Source organism: Pedococcus bigeumensis (genome assembly GCF_039531795.1).
In the GTDB taxonomy this organism is placed as follows: domain Bacteria; phylum Actinomycetota; class Actinomycetes; order Actinomycetales; family Dermatophilaceae; genus Pedococcus; species Pedococcus bigeumensis.
This window is the reverse complement of sequence record NZ_BAAAQS010000001.1, coordinates 548611-565104: the sequence shown is the minus strand read 5'-3', so window position 1 is coordinate 565104 and position 16494 is coordinate 548611. Positions and strand designations below refer to the sequence as shown.

Annotated in this window: 13 protein-coding genes and 1 tRNA gene; 1 reads left to right on the top strand and 13 read right to left on the bottom strand. The window is 71.5% G+C overall.

The features are described from left to right. Positions 1-10: 10 nt before the first annotated feature. From prfA to ABD262_RS02685, 13 genes are all read right to left on the bottom strand, one after another. The gene (gene prfA / locus ABD262_RS02745) at positions 11-1096 is read right to left on the bottom strand and encodes a peptide chain release factor 1 (protein WP_344130778.1); all 1086 of its coding nucleotides are present in this window, start codon (positions 1094-1096) and stop codon (positions 11-13) included. A gap of 143 nt (positions 1097-1239) precedes the next feature. Further along, on the bottom strand, positions 1240-1464 hold the full coding sequence (rpmE, locus tag ABD262_RS02740; protein ID WP_056922415.1) for a 50S ribosomal protein L31: 225 nt from the start codon (positions 1462-1464) through the stop codon (positions 1240-1242). A gap of 110 nt (positions 1465-1574) precedes the next feature. After that, entirely contained in the window at positions 1575-3644 is a 2070-nt protein-coding gene (locus tag ABD262_RS02735) for a sensor histidine kinase (RefSeq protein WP_344130768.1), read from the bottom strand. Beyond that, a complete protein-coding gene (locus ABD262_RS02730; protein ID WP_344130765.1) occupies positions 3641-5089 on the bottom strand; it encodes a glycosyltransferase family 2 protein in 1449 nt (482 codons plus the stop codon). The genes ABD262_RS02735 and ABD262_RS02730 overlap by 4 nt, the downstream gene beginning before the upstream one ends. After that, on the bottom strand, positions 5086-6138 hold the full coding sequence (locus ABD262_RS02725; protein WP_344130762.1) for a HEAT repeat domain-containing protein: 1053 nt from the start codon (positions 6136-6138) through the stop codon (positions 5086-5088). The genes ABD262_RS02730 and ABD262_RS02725 overlap by 4 nt, the downstream gene beginning before the upstream one ends. Beyond that, positions 6135-6518 (bottom strand): response regulator transcription factor, encoded by a 384-nt coding sequence (locus tag ABD262_RS02720; protein ID WP_344130759.1) that lies wholly within the window; start codon positions 6516-6518, stop codon positions 6135-6137. The genes ABD262_RS02725 and ABD262_RS02720 overlap by 4 nt, the downstream gene beginning before the upstream one ends. A gap of 270 nt (positions 6519-6788) precedes the next feature. Next, positions 6789-9005, bottom strand: a complete 2217-nt coding sequence (rho, locus tag ABD262_RS02715; RefSeq protein WP_344130756.1) for a transcription termination factor Rho — start codon at positions 9003-9005, stop codon at positions 6789-6791. A 248-nt stretch (positions 9006-9253) separates the two neighbouring features. Further along, positions 9254-10201: a homoserine kinase gene (locus ABD262_RS02710; protein WP_344130753.1), complete on the bottom strand. Its 948-nt coding sequence runs from the start codon at positions 10199-10201 to the stop codon at positions 9254-9256. Further along, positions 10201-11286 carry a threonine synthase gene (thrC, locus tag ABD262_RS02705; protein WP_344130750.1) on the bottom strand — a complete coding sequence of 362 codons (1086 nt, stop codon included), beginning with the start codon at positions 11284-11286 and terminating at the stop codon, positions 10201-10203. Before thrC ends, ABD262_RS02710 begins: the two co-directional genes overlap by 1 nt. Beyond that, entirely contained in the window at positions 11286-12653 is a 1368-nt protein-coding gene (locus tag ABD262_RS02700) for a homoserine dehydrogenase (RefSeq protein WP_344130747.1), read from the bottom strand. The genes thrC and ABD262_RS02700 overlap by 1 nt, the downstream gene beginning before the upstream one ends. Positions 12654-12847: 194 nt before the next feature. After that, a complete protein-coding gene (gene lysA / locus ABD262_RS02695) occupies positions 12848-14284 on the bottom strand; it encodes a diaminopimelate decarboxylase (RefSeq protein WP_344130744.1) in 1437 nt (478 codons plus the stop codon). A gap of 3 nt (positions 14285-14287) precedes the next feature. Continuing rightward, complete coding sequence (gene argS / locus ABD262_RS02690) at positions 14288-15934, bottom strand: arginine--tRNA ligase (RefSeq protein WP_344130741.1); 1647 nt, start codon at positions 15932-15934, stop codon at positions 14288-14290. A gap of 10 nt (positions 15935-15944) precedes the next feature. Beyond that, entirely contained in the window at positions 15945-16349 is a 405-nt protein-coding gene (locus ABD262_RS02685; RefSeq protein WP_344130738.1) for a response regulator, read from the bottom strand. Between the two features lie 60 nt (positions 16350-16409). On the opposite strand from ABD262_RS02685, the gene ABD262_RS02680 reads away from it, so the two are divergent. Then, a tRNA-Arg gene (locus ABD262_RS02680) sits at positions 16410-16481 on the top strand. Positions 16482-16494 lie beyond the last annotated feature (13 nt).

Here is a 16494-nt window from a genome sequence, read left to right as displayed (position 1 = left end):
CGGAGGGTCGTCACTGACCCGCGCCGTCGGCGACGGCGGCCATCTGCGCGGCCTCGTCGGCGTCGACGGCGGACTGGACCACGGCCTCGAGGTCACCGTCGAGCACCGTGTCGAGGTTGTAGGACTTGTAGCCGGTGCGGTGGTCGGAGATGCGGTTCTCCGGGAAGTTGTAGGTGCGGATGCGTTCGCTGCGGTCGACCGTGCGGACCTGCGAGCGGCGAGCGGCGCTGGCCTCGGCGTCGGCCGCCTCCTTGGCGAGCGCGTGCAGTCGGGCGCGCAGCACCCGCATGGCCGACTCCTTGTTCTGGAGCTGGCTCTTCTCGTTCTGGCACGACACCACGACGCCGGTCGGGAGGTGGGTGATGCGGACCGCCGAGTCCGTCGTGTTGACCGACTGGCCGCCCGGGCCCGACGACCGGTAGACGTCGATCTTGAGGTCGTTCGGGTCGATGGTGACCTCGACGTCCTCGGCCTCGGGCATCACCAGGACGCCGGCCGCGGAGGTGTGGATCCGTCCCTGGCTCTCGGTCACGGGCACGCGCTGCACCCGGTGCACGCCGCCCTCGTACTTCAGCCGCGCCCACGGGGCCTCGCCCGGCTGGGGCGTGCCCTTGGCCTTCACGGCCACCTGCACGTCCTTGTAGCCACCGAGGTCGGACTCGGTCGCGTCGATGACCTCGGTCCTCCACCCCCGCCGCTCGGCGTAGCGCAGGTACATCCGCAGCAGGTCGCCGGCGAACAGCGCCGACTCCTCACCGCCCTCCCCGGCCTTCACCTCGAGGATCACGTCGCGGTCGTCGTCGGGGTCACGCGGGATGAGCAGGCGCCGCAGCACCTCCTCGGTCTCGGCCAGCCGCGCCTCGAGGCTGGGCACCTCCGCGGCGAAGCCGGCGTCCTCGGTGGCGAGCTCGCGCGCGGCGGCCAGGTCATCGGTCGCCGCGTGCCACGCGTGGTATGCCGCGACGGTGGGTGCCAGCGCGGCGTACCGCTTGTTCAGCTTGCGGACCAGGCCCTGGTCGGCGAACACCTCGGGGTCGGCCAGCTGCTTCTCGAGGTCGGCGTGCTCGTGGACCAGTGCGGCGGCGGACTCCAACATGGGGGCTCCTGAGGTGGTGCGGGGTGGTCGTGCGGTGCTGCGGGTGGGGTGCGGTGCTGCGGTTGGTGCGGTGCCGCGGGTGCGCGGGGAAAGCAGTGCGCCGGCCCCGACCCCAGAGGGTCAGGACCGGCGCATCGGGAAAGCTACTTGCTCTCGGCAGCGGCCTTCTTGCCGTAGCGGGCCTCGAACCGGGCCACGCGGCCACCGGTGTCGAGGATCTTCTGCTTGCCGGTGTAGAACGGGTGGCACTGCGAGCACACCTCGGCGCGGATGACGCCGGACGTCGCGGTGCTGCGAGTCGTGAACGTGGACCCACAGGTGCAGCTCACCGTGGTCTCGACGTACTCGGGGTGGATGTCCTTCTGCAAAGCGTGCTCCTTGAGTCAATGTGGCCGGGTCGGCTGGGCGGGTTGCCCTGGAGGTGTCCATGCCGTGAACCGGTCAGCAGTCAAGTGTGCCAGAGAGCGGCGCACATCTCCTAAACGGCAGGAACGGGTCTGCCATTCCCGGCCGGGAGCAGCACCGTCATCACGGTCCCCCGGTCCTCGACCGAGTCGACCTGGAGCTCGCCGCCGTGCCCTTCGACGATCGCTCGCACGATCGCCAGGCCCAGCCCGGTGCCGGGGATCGCCGCGGCCGTGGCGTTCGAGGCCCGGAAGAACCGGCCGAAGAGGTCGGGGAGGTCCTTCTCCGGGATTCCGATGCCGGTGTCGGTCACGGTGATCACCACCTGGTCCTCGACCCGGTTCGCGGCGATCGTCGCCTGCCCACCCGCGGGGGTGAACTTCACGGCGTTGGACCCGAGGTTGATCAGGCTGCGTTCGAGCTGCCCGCGGTCGACCCGGATGCTCAGCGCCGGGTCGACGGCGTCGACGACGAGGGACACCCCTGCGGCGTCGGCCACCGGACGGAGCAGGTCGGCCACGCCGGCCACCAGGGCGTCGACCTCGACGTCCTCGGTCGATGACTCCAGACCCGTGACCTCGATCTTGTTGAGGACCAGCAGGTCCTCGATCAGCCCACGCAGCCGGTGGGCGTTGCGGCCGATGATGTCGAGCGCGCCGAGCTGGGCACTCGTGAGGTCGCCGTAGTCGCCGTCCTGGAGGAGCTCGAGGTATCCGCTGATGGAGGTCAGCGGGGTGCGCAGCTCGTGCGACACGGTCGCCATGAAGTCGGTCTTCTGCCGGTCGAGCGCGGTCAGCTGCTCGACCTGGGTCTCGCGCATCTCGCGCAGCCGCAGGTCGACGATCGACTGGGCGACGTAGCCGGCGCACTGCTGCACCGCCTGGATCTCGTAGCGACGCCAGCGACGCGGTGTGTCGACCGTCATCAGCGACAACACCCCCAGCCCCTGCTCACCGATCCCCACGGGCACCATCAGGAGGGACTTGGCACCCGTCGCCCGGTAGAAGCGCTCGGCCCGCTCCTGCGCCTGCACCTCGGGGTCGAGGAAGTCCGAGAGCACGAAGACGGTGGCCTGCCGGCGCAGCTCGTCGCCCACGGCCTTGACCTCACCGGCCAGGGAGGGCGGGAGGGTCGGCAGCTCGGGCAGGTCGTAGCGGTGCCACTGCGTGCGCTGGGTGATCGCCCCCGAGTCGTCGTGCGTGTAGAGCAGGATGCGGTCGACCGCCAGCCCCTCGCCGAGCATCGCCACCACGACCTCGAGGGTGGTGTCCAGGTCTGGCGCCCCGTGCACGACGCGGGCGACGTCGAGCGCCAGCTGGTGCGCGAGCAGCACGGCCGCCTGCTGCTCCTGGAGCACCCGGTTGGAGCGGGTCAGGCCGTTGAAGTCGGCAGCCAGCCCGCGGACCTCCGCTGCCCCGGTGTCGGTTTCGGCCAGGGCCTCGCGGTCGCCGGCGCGCTGCCGTTCGACGACCGATCGCAACCGCTCCAGCGGGCCGCTGACCGATCGCTGCAGCAGCCGCCAACCACCGAGCACGACGGCCATCGCCAGCACCATCGTGCCGGCCGCGATGGCCACGATGCGCCGCACGGAGTCGCGCGCTCCCTCCTTGGCCGCGTCCCGCTCGAGTCGGATGGCCTCGGTCAGACCCCGGTTGCTGTCGCGGAAGAACCGGAACTGCTCTATCGCCTCGGCCTCGAGGATGCTGCGCGACGATAGCGGGACCTGGTCGCCGACCTCGGCGGCCTCCGCGGCCCTGAACCACGCGTCGACCTCGGCGCGCTGGGTGTCCAGCAACGCGGCATACCTGGTGCGCTTCTCGACCGGCAGCGAGGCCGACCCCAGGGTGCGCTCGACGGTGGCGAGGTCAGCGGAGACCTGGTCGCGCTTGAGGCGGTAGCGCGTCAGCGGGGCGGAGCCGCCCACCAGCTGGCTCCACCCGGCGTTGGCTTCGGTCATCTCGATGAGGACGGCGTTGTTGGCGTCGAAGGCCGGGCCGTAGGACAGCGTCAGCGACTGGAGGTCACGGCTCTGGGCGGCGATGTTCGATGCTGACGCCGCGGCGACGACGGGGAACAACAGGACGAGGGAGAGGCCGAGGACCTTGAGCTGGCCGGAGACCGACCGGCGCGCGAGCTGGGTCACTGCGGATCCTCGTCGAAGCCCGTGCGGGTCATGACCCCCCACACCTGCTTCTTGCGCCGCAGGCTGGCCCACCAGCCCTCCAGCCGCCACCAGACGGTGAGCTGCCGGAAGCCGAGGTTCTCGAGCACCGAGGCCAGGAGCGTCAGGCCGAGGTCACGCCACCGCTCGTGCCGGTGGAAGGCCCACTCCTCGGCAGCCATCGCCGACAGCGTCACCAGGACGGCCAGGCCGTAGGCGAGCACCAGGAAGAGGATGGCGTAGGGGAGGTTCACGACGTGGAGGGCCAAGGCCAGGGGGACGATGATGATGCCGAACAGCTCCAGCACCGGCGCGAAGAGCTCGAAGATCCAGAAGTACGGCAGCGCCACGAACCCGACCCGGCCGTAGCGCGGTCGCAGGAGCATGCCGCGGTAGGCCCACAACGTCTCCCACAGGCCGCGGTGCCAGCGTCGGCGCTGGCTGCGCAGGACCGAGACGGTGGACGGGACCTCGGTCCACAGCACGGGCTCGGGGACGAACGCCACGCGGTAGTCACGGCCCTCGTCGCGCAGCTTGCGGTGGATCCGCAGGACCAGCTCGAAGTCCTCGCCGATGCTCTCGGGGTCGAGCCCGCCGACCTCGACGATGACGTCGCGCCGGAAGATGCCGAAGGCGCCGCTGATCAGGATCAGGGCCCCGATCCGCGCCCACCCGGTGCGCCCGAGGAGGAAGGCACGCAGGTACTCCACGACCTGGACCCTGGCCAGCCACGACGTGGGCATCTGGACCTTGACGATGCGCCCGGACACCACCCGGCTCCCGTTGACCGGACGGATCGCCCCGCCTGCGGCGACCATCCGGTTCGGGTCGTCCGAGAACGGCTGGGTGACCCGGAGCAGCGCATCCGGCTCGAGGATGGAGTCGGCGTCCACCATGGTGACCAGCGGCTCGGTCGCGGCGTTGACCCCCACGTTGATGGCCTCGGAGCGCCCCGAGTTCTCCTTGCGCACGACGACGAGGCGCGTCCGGCCGTCGCGGGGCAGGTGCACGTCGATGACCCGCGCGCGGGTGGGCACGTCCTGCGGGATCTCGCGCGGGATGGGGACGAGGTCGAACGCGGCCTGCAGCCGTGCGAACGTCGCGTCGGTGCTGCCGTCGTCGACCACGACGACCTCGTGGCGCGGATAGCGCAGCGACAGCAGCGCCTGCACCGCCGTGACGATCACGGCCTCCTCGTTGTACGCCGGGACGACGAGTGAGACGCCCGGCGTCAGCGCTCCCCCGAAGGTCTCGACGACCGCCTCCCGACGCCGGTGCTGGGCCCGGAAGTCGACGAAGGCAAGCACGATGAGCGCCAGGTAGGAGAGGTTGATGAGCGCGAAGTAGACGAGGATCGGCAGCGACGTGACGTGCATCAGCCACACCACGACCTCGCGCAGGCCGTCGACGAAGCCGTCCCAGCTCATGACGGGCTCCCCTGCAGCCGGGCCACGGCCCGCGCGCTCTCGACGGAGGCGTTGGTCGGCGCACCGTCCAGCGCGGCGCGGCCGGCCGGGCCCAGCCTCAGCAGCGAGGTGGCGGCGATCTCGGCGAGCCGCGGGTCGGGGTCGGCCAGCAGCTCGCGCAGCCCGTCGACGGCCGAGGGGTCGCCGAGGTCGCCCAGCGCCGCCGCACAGGCCCGGCGCAGCCCGCTCGGCTGCTGCTCACCCGTGCCCTCGAGCAGCACGGCCACATCACCCGCTCGCCCCATCCGCCCCAGCGCCACGGCCGAGGTGGCGCGGACGAGCGGGTCCTCGTCCGTCGTGAGCGAGAGTCGCAGCAGGTCGATGGACCGCGTGAAGCTCCCTTCCCCACTGAGGTATGCCGAGACGGTGCGCGTCGTGGGGCTGGTCGCCAGCAGGCCGTCGCGCAGCGCGTCGGCGATGCCGACCCCCATCTGCTCCAGGGCATCGGCAGCCGGGCCGGCGGGGACCGCCCGCTCCGCCCCGGCCGCGGCGAGGAGGGGCGGCGCGGCGCTGGGCTCCCCCAGGCGGCCGAGCGCGCGAGTGGCGGCCACGCGCACCTCGGGCGCGGGGTCGCGCAGGGCGTCCACGATCAGGGGCAGGGCCGCCCCCACGTGGCAGAGCCCGAGGATGTGCGCAGCGCGGGCCCGACGGATGGTGTTGTGGTGCTTGAGGTCGTGGGGGGCCCGATCCACCGCGCCGTGCGCGAGCAGGACCGAGGCGAGCTCCTCCGCCGGGACACCGCGGACCTTGGCCAGCAGGTCGACCACCGCGTCGTCCAGCGCGTCCCGCGCCGGCCCGTCCACGGCGATCAGCGCGTCGCGGTGCACCCCGTCCTGGTCCTCGCCCGAGGCCACGGCGAGCAGGTCCGTCCGGTGCGGGGCGACCAGGGCCGAGGTCCGCCGGTCACGCCGGGTGCGCGTCAGCTTCGTGGTGACGATCAGGACCAGGAGGGCGAGGCACGCCAGCACGACCAGGGCGCAGGAACCCCAAAGGACGCCGCGGGCGCTCACCTGACGCGGGCCAGGATCCCGTTGACGCGGTGCAGCAGCTCTCGGGGGCTGAACGGTTTGATCACGTAGTCGTCGGCACCCACCGCGAAGCCGGTGTCCACGTCGCTGTCACGCGACTTGGCGCTGAGCATCAGGACCGGCACCGCGGCCGCGCCGCTCTCCCGGATCTTGCGCAGGACGTCGATACCCGAGAGGCCCGGCATCATCACGTCGAGGATGACCAGCGCCGGCGGCTCCGCCTGGAACGCCTCCCAGGCGCTCAGGCCGTCGGCCACCGCCTGCACGGCATACCCGGCCTGGGTGAGCTTGAACTCCACCAGGTCGCGAATGTCCGGGTCGTCGTCGGCGACGAGCACTCGGATTCCCTCAGCCGCGGTCACTGCCAGTCCTCTCGTCGTCATGCAAATGGATGAGCCCACACCAAATGTACGGGCTCAGGGACGGTTCTTCGCGCACATCGGGGTCTCCGACGGCACTGCACAGCAAACCCACAGAGGTCCCGCCACCGGACGTCCCCCGCCACGGACGTCGCAACCGACGCCACCTCGGGCGACACCACGGACGCCACGACGGACGACACGCTGACGACACGACGAAGGCCCGGCGCCTCTTCGGCACCGGGCCCTCGTCAGGTCGAGCGGCTTCGGACGTCAGTCCTTGGCCTCGTCGTCGATGCGGATCGAGGAGTTCTGCTGGACCTGCATGAGGAACTCCATGTTGCTCTTCGTCTTCTTGATCCGGTCGATGAGCAGCTCGATGCCCTGCTGCTGGTCGAGCGCGGCCAGGACCCGGCGGAGCTTCCACATGATCTTGAGCTCGTCGCCCGACAGGAGGATCTCCTCCTTGCGCGTGCCCGAGTTGTTGATGTCGACCGCCGGGAAGATCCGGCGGTTGGCCAGGCCACGGTCGAGCTTGAGCTCCATGTTGCCGGTGCCCTTGAACTCCTCGAAGATCACCTCGTCCATCCGCGAGCCGGTCTCCACGAGGGCGGTCGCCAGGATGGTGAGCGAGCCGCCGTTCTCGATGTTGCGGGCCGCGCCGAAGAACTTCTTGGGCGGGTAGAGCGCCGCGGAGTCGACACCGCCGGACAGGATCCGGCCGCTCGCCGGGGCGGCCAGGTTGTAGGCGCGTCCGAGCTTGGTGATCGAGTCGAGGAGCACGACGACGTCGTGACCCATCTCGACGAGGCGCTTGGCCCGCTCGATGGCCAGCTCGGCGACCGTCGTGTGGTCCTCGGCAGGACGGTCGAAGGTCGAGGAGATGACCTCACCCTTGACCGCGCGCTGCATGTCGGTGACCTCTTCGGGCCGTTCGTCGACGAGGACGACCATGAGGTGGCACTCGGGGTTGTTCGTCGTGATCGCGTTGGCGATGGCCTGCATGACCATGGTCTTGCCGGCCTTGGCCGGGGCGACGATGAGGCCGCGCTGGCCCTTGCCGATGGGTGCGACCAGGTCGATGACCCGCGTGGTCAGGATGCTGGGGTCGGTCTCGAGGCGCAGCCGCTGCTGCGGGTAGAGCGGCGTGAGCTTGCCGAACTCGACGCGCTTGCGGGCGTCGTCGGGCGACATCCCGTTGACGGTGTCGAGGCGGACCAGCGCGTTGAACTTCTGGCGCTGGCTCTGCTGGGCGTCCTCACGCTGGGCCTTGACGGCACCGGTGACGGCGTCACCCTTGCGCATGCCGTTCTTCTTCACCATCCCCAGGGGGACGTAGACGTCGCCCGGGCCCGGCAGGTAGCCGGACGTGCGCACGAACGCGTAGTTGTCGAGGACGTCGAGGATGCCGGCCACCGGCACGAGGACGTCGTCCTCCTCGACCATCGGCTCGTGGTCGTAGTCGCTGCCGAAGTCGCCACGCTGGCCCCGCTTGTCGCGGTTGCGGTTGCGGTTGCGGTTGCGACGGCGACCGCCGCGACCCTCGCCGTCGTCGTCGTAACCCTGGCCCTGGCCCTGGCCGCCGTGCTGGGTCTGGTTGCCCTGGCTGCGACTGCCGCGGTCATCGCGGTCGTCGCGGTCACCCTGCTGACGGTCGTCGCGGTTCTGGCGGTCCTGCTGACGGTCCTGCTGGCGGTCGTCGCGGGTCTGGCGCTCGCGGCGGTCACCCTGCTGGCGGTCCTGCTGGCGGTCGTCGAGGTCCGATGCGGCCTGGTCCTGCTGCTGGTCGCGGAGGGAGCGCTCGCCGCGCTGCCGGTCGCTCGACTGCCTGTCGGCCTGCTGCCGGTCGCTCGACTGCCGGTCGGCCTGCTCGCGGTCGCCCTGCTGGCGGTCGCCCTGCTGGCGGTCAGCCTGTTCGCGCTCGGCCTGTTGACGGTCGTCGCGGTGCTGGCGGTCAGCCTGCTGGCGGTCAGCCTGCTGGCGGTCGGCCTGCTGGCGGCCAGCCCGGGTGCGGTTCTGCCGATCGCCCCGCTGACGGTCGCCGCGGTCCTGCCGCGGTTCGTCCGTGCCGGTCTCACCGCCCTGCGGTGCCCGGCCCTCGGCCAGGTCGACCTGCTCGCGGACGGCACGGTCAGCGCGCTCGGCACGCTGGGCGCGGTCCTGGCGGTCCCCGCGGGCCTGCTGCGGCTCGGCTGCCGCGGGCGCCTCGGCCTGCGCCGGGCGCTCCTGGGTCCGCTGCTCCTGGGGCCGCTGCTCCTGGGTCCGCTGCTCCTGGGGCGGGGCGCTGCGACGGGCGGGCGCGCCTGCTCCCGACTGGCGGTCCTTGATGGCGGTGACGAGGTCACCCTTGCGCATCTTGGCCGTGCCGGTGATGCCCATGCTCGCGGCCAGGCCCTGGAGCTCGGCCACCTTCATGGTGGCGAGCGCGCCGGAGCGGCGCGGCTTCTCGTCCTGCGTACCCGCAGTGTCGAGAGTGGTGGTGTCTGTCACGAAGGATCCTTCCCCCTCGTTCGCGGCCGGTGTTCAGATCCCGGACCGGTGCTTGGGCCAGGCGTGCTGACCGATGGAGCCACATGCAGCACAGCGAGGCGTGGCAGCGCCGAGGCCGCCGACATGTGGTGGGTGCAGCCCGCTACTGGATGCGCAAGAGGAGGCATCGGCTGCGAGTGCGCTCACAATGTAACACCGTTGGCTGCCGCGGCAGGCCACTGTCCCCGGATCCTCGGCACGTGTCCTCGTCAGCCGTCCTCGCCGCGTGTCAGGTCGCTGACCTGCGCCCCTGTCTCGGGGATGCCCGGGTCCAGCATCGTCCAGTCGTCGCTGGTCAGGGCCCTGACGGCGGCTGACGCGTCGCCGCGGGTGAGGACCAGGACGGAGGGTCCCGCGCCGGAGATCACGGCCGCGTGGCCCGCGCCGCGCAGGGCGTCGACGAGGTCCATGGACGCCGCGAACGAGTCGCGTCGAGCCTCCTGGTGGAGCCACTCGCGGGTGGCGTCGAGCAGGTGCTCAGGATGGCTGGTCAGCGCCTGCACGAGGAGCGCGGCTCGCGCGGAGTTCAGCGCGGCGTCACCGTGGCGGATCTGGGTCGGCAGGACCGACCGGGCCTTCGCCGTCGACAGCTGGGTCGCCGGCACCAGCACCAACGCGCGCACCTCGGGGTGTGGGTGCAGACGCAGGGTGCGCGTCCCGTCGTCGGGCGAGTCGGACCACGACAGGGTCAGCCCCCCGTAGACCGAAGCCGAGGAGTTGTCGGGGTGACCCTCGAGGCGCGCTGCGAGGTTGTTCGCAAAGGTGAGGTCGGGACCGTCCGTGACGCCGCGGCATACGTCGAGAAGTCCTTGTGCTGCAACGATCCCCGTCACGATCGCGGTCGCCGACGAACCGAGCCCACGACCGTGCGGCACCTCGTTGACACAGCTCAGGTGCAGGCCGGGCGGTGGCGTGGCCCCGAGCTCGTCCCAGGCCCGAAGCATGGAGCGCACCACGAGGTGGGTGGCGTCGCGCGGGACGTCCGCCGCCCCCTCACCCTCGACGTCGACCGTGATGCCGGGCTCACCGGTGACCGTGGCGACACAGGTGTCCCAGAGACCGAGGGCGAGCCCGATCGAGTCGAAGCCCGGCCCGAGGTTGGCACTGCTGGCCGGCACCCGCGCCCGGACCGAGCTGCCGACGGCGAGCTCGGCCATCAGTCCTGCAGACCCAGCGCCTGCGCCGCCGTGAACGCGTCGACCTGGACCCGGGTGGGGGTGACCTCGGAGCCGTCTGCGTTGCGCAGGGCCCACTGCGGGTCCTTCAGGCCGTGACCGGTGACCGTGCAGACGATCGTGGCGCCGGCGGGGACCTGGCCCGCCTCGGCCGCCTGCAGGAGACCCGCGACCGATGCCGCCGACCCGGGCTCGACGAAGATGCCCTCCCGGGCACTGAGGATGCGGTGGGCGGCGAGGATCTGCTCGTCGGTGACGGACTCGATGCGGCCACCGGACTCGTCGCGGGCCGCCTCGGCCTGCTTCCAGGATGCGGGGTTGCCGATGCGGATGGCCGTGGCGATCGTGTCGGGGTCGTCGACCGGGTGACCGAGGACGATCGGCGCGGCGCCGGCTGCCTGGAAACCCCACATCTGCGGGAGCTTCGTCGCCGGGCCGGGCTGCTCGCTGCCACGGTGGTACTCGCGGTAGCCCCGCCAGTAGGCCGTGATGTTGCCGGCGTTGCCGACCGGCAGGCAGTGGATGTCGGGGGCGTCGCCGAGCGCGTCGACGACCTCGAACGACGCGGTCTTCTGGCCCTCGATCCGGGCCGGGTTCACCGAGTTCACCAGCTCGACGGGGTAGGACTCGGCGAGCTTGCGCGCCAGCGTGAGGCAGTCGTCGAAGTTGCCGTCCACCTGCAGCAGGGTCGCGCCGTGGGCGATGGCCTGGCTGAGCTTGCCCATGGCGATCTTGCCGTCGGGCACGAGCACGGCACACGTCATGCCGGCCTTGGTGGCGTATGCCGCGGCGCTGGCGCTGGTGTTGCCGGTCGACGCGCAGATCACCGCCTTGGCGCCGTTCTTGGCGGCCATCGAGATCGCCGCGGTCATGCCGCGGTCCTTGAACGACGCCGTGGGGTTGAGCCCCTCGTACTTCACGAAGACGTCCGCCCCGGTCAGCTGCGACAGGTGCTCTGCCGGGATCAGCGGGGTGCCGCCCTCCTGGAGCGTCACCACCGGTGCACCCGCGAGCATCGGCAGGCGGTCGGCGTACTCACGGATCACGCCGCGCCACAGGGTGGCCATCAGGCGCCCTCCACCCGCATCACGGACACGACCTCGCGGACGGTGTCGAGCCCCATCAGGGCCTGGACGGTGGCGGACAGCGCAGCGTCGGGGGCGGTGTGGGTCACGACGATGAGGTTCGCACGGGTCTCACCCACGTCGCCGTCCGGGCCCTGGGGCTCCGCCGCGATGATGTGCTGGCGCACCGTCTCGATGGACACCCCGTGCTCCGCGAACGAGGTCGCGACCTGGGCGAGGACGCCCGGACGGTCGGCCACGTCGAGGCTGATGTGGTACCTGGTCATCGCCTGCCCCATCTCGAGGACGGGCAGGTCGGCGTAGGCGGACTCGCCGTGGCCGCGCCCACCACCCACGCGGTGACGGGCCACGGCGACGACGTCACCGAGGACGGCACTGGCCGTGGGGTCACCGCCGGCTCCCTTGCCGTAGAACATGAGCTGACCGGCGGCGTCGGCCTCGACGAAGACGGCGTTGAAGGCGTCACGGACGCCACCGAGCGGGTGCGACCGCGGGATCATCGCCGGGTGCACGCGGACGCTCACCCCGGCTGTCGTCGTGCCGTCGGCGCCGACGGTCTCGGTGCGCTCGCAGATGGCGAGTAGCTTGACGACACAGTCCATCTCGCGCGCAGCCTGGACATCGGCGGCGCTGACCTCGGTGATGCCCTCGCGGTAGACCTGGTCGCTCGACACCCGGGTGTGGAAGGCCAGGGAGGCGAGGATCGCGGCCTTGGCTGCGGCGTCGAAGCCCTCGACGTCGGCGGTCGGGTCGGCCTCGGCGTACCCCAGGGCCTGGGCCTGCTCGACCGCCTCGGCGAAGCCCTGACCCGTCGTGTCCATCTTGTCGAGGACGTAGTTGGTGGTGCCGTTGACGATCCCGATGACCTTGCGCACCTCGTCACCGGCGAGCGACTCGCGGATCGGGCGCAGGATGGGGATCGCCCCGGCGACGGCCGCCTCGTAGTAGAGGTCGACCCCGTGCTCGGCGGCCTCGGCGTAGAGCGCCGGGCCCGCCTCGGCGAGCAGTGCCTTGTTGGCCGACACGACCGAGGCACCGCTCTTCATGGCGAGCTCGATGAGGCTGCGGGCCGGTTCGATGCCACCGATCACCTCGATGACGATGTCGGCCCGCGTGATGATCGACTCGGCGTCGGTGGTGAACAGCGCCGGGTCGACCGGCAGCTCCGAGCGGTCCTTCCCGGCCCGGCGCACGGCGATGCCGATCAGCTCCAGGGGACGTCCGACCCGCGCAGCCAGGTCGTCCGCGTGCTCGGTGAGCATGCGTGCGACCGAGGACCCGACGACACCACACCCGAGGAGCGCCACCTTGAGGGGCTCCTCCGCCGTCACCTGCTGGCTCTCACTCACACCTGCTCCTCGCGCCCTCGTGGGGCTGTCTCACGGTCTGGCCCATCGTGACGGGTGACCACTACGTGGACGGTCGTCGTTCCGCCATCCGGACTCTAGCCGGGCCGCTCGAGCCAAACGGGCCGCATGGGCCAGCCGGGTCGGCCGGGCCGCTCGGGGCGGCCGAGCCGCCCGGCCGGCCGCGGGCCACCCGGTCAGCAGACGTCCAGCGCGAGCAGGTCGTCCACCGTCTCGCGGCGGACCAGCACCCTCGCCCGCCCGTCCCTGACCGCGATCACCGGCGGCCGCGGGGTGTGGTTGTACTGGCTGGCCATGCTCCGGCAGTAGGCGCCGGTGCCGGGCACGGCGACGAGGTCGCCGGCCGAGATGTCGTCGGGCAGGTACTCGTCCATCACGACGATGTCGCCGCTCTCGCAGTGCTTGCCGACCACGCGGGCCAGCCGCGGCGCCGCGTCCGAGTGCCGGCTCGCCAGGGTGCAGGAGTAGTCGGCGTCGTAGAGCGCGGTGCGGATGTTGTCGCTCATGCCACCGTCCACGGAGACGTAGGTGCGCTTGGCGCCGCCGCCGAGGTCGACGTCCTTGACCGTGCCGACCTCGTAGAGCGTGAACGTGCTCGGGCCGACGATCGCCCGGCCGGGCTCGATCGAGATGCGGGGGGTCGGGGTGTCGGGCCCGCCGTCGCCCACGGCCTTCAGCTCGCGCTGGACCAGGTCGGCCATCTGCTCGCCGAGCTCGCCAGGGTGCAGCGGCGTGTGCTCCGAGGTGTAGGCGATGCCGTAGCCGCCACCGAGGTCCAGCTCGGGCAGGTGGACCCCGTGCACGCGCGCGACCTCGGCGTGCAGCCCGATCAGCCGTCGCGCCGAGACCTCGAACCCCGACGTGTCGAAGATCTGGCTCCCGATGTGGGAGTGCAGTCCGAGGAGGTCGAGCTGGGCACTTCGGGCGAGGATGCGCGAGACCGCCTCGGCGGCCTGGCCGCCCGCGAGGGAGAACCCGAACTTCTGGTCCTCGTGGGCTGTCGCGATGAACTCGTGGGTGTGGGCCTCCACCCCCACCGTGACGCGGACCATCACCGGGGCACGCACCCCGAGCTCGGCAGCGACGGCGGTCACCCGGTCGATCTCCTCGAAGGAGTCGACGACGATCCGCCCCACGCCGTAGGCCAGTGCCTGACGGATCTCGGCGAGCGACTTGTTGTTGCCGTGCAGGCCGATCCGCGCCCCGGGGAACCCCGCGCGCTGCGCCACCGCGAGCTCCCCACCGGAGCAGACGTCGAGGCAGAGCCCCTCCTCCGCCACCCAGCGGGCCACCTCGGTGCAGAGGAAGGCCTTCCCGGCATAGAACACGTCGACCCCGCCGAGGGCCGCGAACGGTGCACCGAACTCGTCACGGAACGCCCGCGCCCGGGCGCGGAAGTCGGCTTCGTCCACCACGTATGCCGCGGTGCCGAACTCGCGGGCGATGCTCACCACGTCGAGTCCGCCCACCGTCAGGCGGCCTTCCTCGTCACGGTCCACGGTCTGCGGCCACAGCTGTGGCATCAGCTCCATGACGTCTGTGGGCCAGGGCAGCCAGTGGGGTGGTCCGCCGTAGCCCTCGGCGTGGAGGGCTCCCGCCTCGTGCGCGCGCATGGGCTACATCCTGTCGGGTGCGGAGACCCCCAGGAGGTCCAGTCCGTTGGCCAAGACCTGGCGGGTGGCGTCGTTGAGCCACAGCCGGGTCCGGTGGAGGTCGGTGATCTCCTCGTCGGCGGTCATCGGGCGCACGCGGCAGGTGTCGTACCACTTGTGGAAGTGCCCCGAGAGGTCCTCCAGGTAGCGGGCCACTCGGTGCGGCTCGCGCAGGTGGGCGGCCTGGGCGACGATCCTCGGGAAGTCACCGAGGATGGCCAGCAGGGACGCCTCGGTCGGGTCGGTCAGCAGGGACGGGTCGAAGCCGTCGCCACGGACGACGCCGTCCTCCCCCGCCAGCCGGGCCACGTTGGAGGTGCGGGCGTGGGCGTACTGCACGTAGAAGACCGGGTTGTCGTTGGTCTGCTTGCGCAGCTCCTCGCCGTCGAGGGACAGCGTGCTGTCCGCGGGGTAGCGCGACAGGGAGTAGCGGATCGCGTCGGTGCCGATCCAGCTGATGAGGTCGCGCAGCTCGATGATGTTGCCGGCCCGCTTGGAGAGCTTGGCCCCGCCGAGGTTGACCAGCTGGCCGATCTGGACCTCGATGTTGTGCTCGGGGTCGTCGCCGGCGCAGGCCGCGATCGCCTTGAGCCGGTTGATGTAGCCGTGGTGGTCGGCCCCGAGGAGGTAGATCTTCTCGTCGAAGCCGCGGTCCTTCTTCGACAGGTAGTAGGCGGCATCGGCCGCGAAGTAGGTCGGTTCGCCGTTGGCCCTGATCAGGACGCGGTCCTTGTCGTCGCCGAAGTCGGTCGTGCGCAGCCAGATCGCGCCGCCCTCGTCGAAGACGTGGCCCTGCTCGCGCAGCCGGTCGACCGCCTGCTCGACTGCGCCGGACTCGTGCAGGCCGGCCTCGGAGAACCACACGTCGAAGTGCACGCCGAAGTCGGCGAGCGTGTCCTTGATGTCCTGCAGCTGCGCGTCGTAGGCCACCGAGCGGGCCGCCGCCAGGGCTTCGTCGGCCGGGAGCTCCAGCAGGTCGGGACGGACGGTGAGCGCCTGGGCCGCCAGGTCGTCGACGTACGCGCCGGGGTACCCGCCCTCGGGCGTGGGCTCCCCCTTCGCGCTCGCGAGCACCGAGGCGGCGAACTTGTCCATCTGCGCGCCGGCGTCGTTGATGTAGTACTCGGTGGTGACCGTCGCACCCGACGTCTTGAGCAGCCGGCTCATGGCGTCGCCGAGCGCCGCCCACCGGGTGTGCCCGAGGTGGAGCGGCCCGGTCGGGTTGGCCGAGATGAACTCGACGTTGATCACGTGTCCGGCCTCGGAGTCGTTGCTGCCGTAGGCCGCGCCGGCCTCGACGATCGAGCGGGCCAGCTCACCGGCCGACGCCGCGTCCACGGTGATGTTGAGGAAGCCCGGCCCGGCGATGTCGACTGCCTTCACGCCGGCCACCCGCCCGAGGCGCTCGGCGAGCCGCGCCGCGACGTCGCGCGGCGGCATACCGGCTCCCTTGGCCAGCTGGAGCGCGATGTTGGTGGACCAGTCACCGTGGTCGCGGTTCCGCGGTCGCTCCACGCGGATCTCCGCGGGCACGTCCACGGCGAAGTCGCCGGCGGCGACGGCTTCGGTGAGGGCGGTGCGGATGGCTGCGGAGAGCTCTTCGGGAGTCACCCGGGCAAGTCTAGGGCGAGGGAGAGTGCGCTCGTCCCTCGGCCATGAAGCCCGAGACGAGCTCGATGAGGTGCTCCGGGTCGAACGGCTTCGACACGAACGCGTCGAGCCCGGACCCCTCGGCCTGGACCCGGTCGTGCTGCTGCACCGAGGCGGTCACCATGATCACCGGGATGTGGGCCAGCCGCGGGTCGGCGCGGATCTGCGCGATCGTCCACCAGCCGTCCCGCGGGCTCATCTGTGCGTCGAGGGTGACCACTCCCGGGAGCGGGTCGAGCTCGTGGAGGGCGGCGACCAGCTCCTCGCCGTCGCCGGCTTCGCGCACCTCGTAACCCTCGAGCTCGAGGTTGACCCGGATGAGGCGCCTGATCTGCTCCGTGTCGTCGCAGACGTAGACGAGTCCCCCGCGTTCCATGGAGGCCACCCTAGGCTGCTAACCTCTGCGGGCGCCTCCTTCACGGGAGCGCACGTGTCGGCCCCCGTAGCTCAGGGGATAGAGCACCGCCCTCCGGAGGCGGGGGCGCAGGTTCGAATCCTGCCGGGGGCACGCACACGAAATG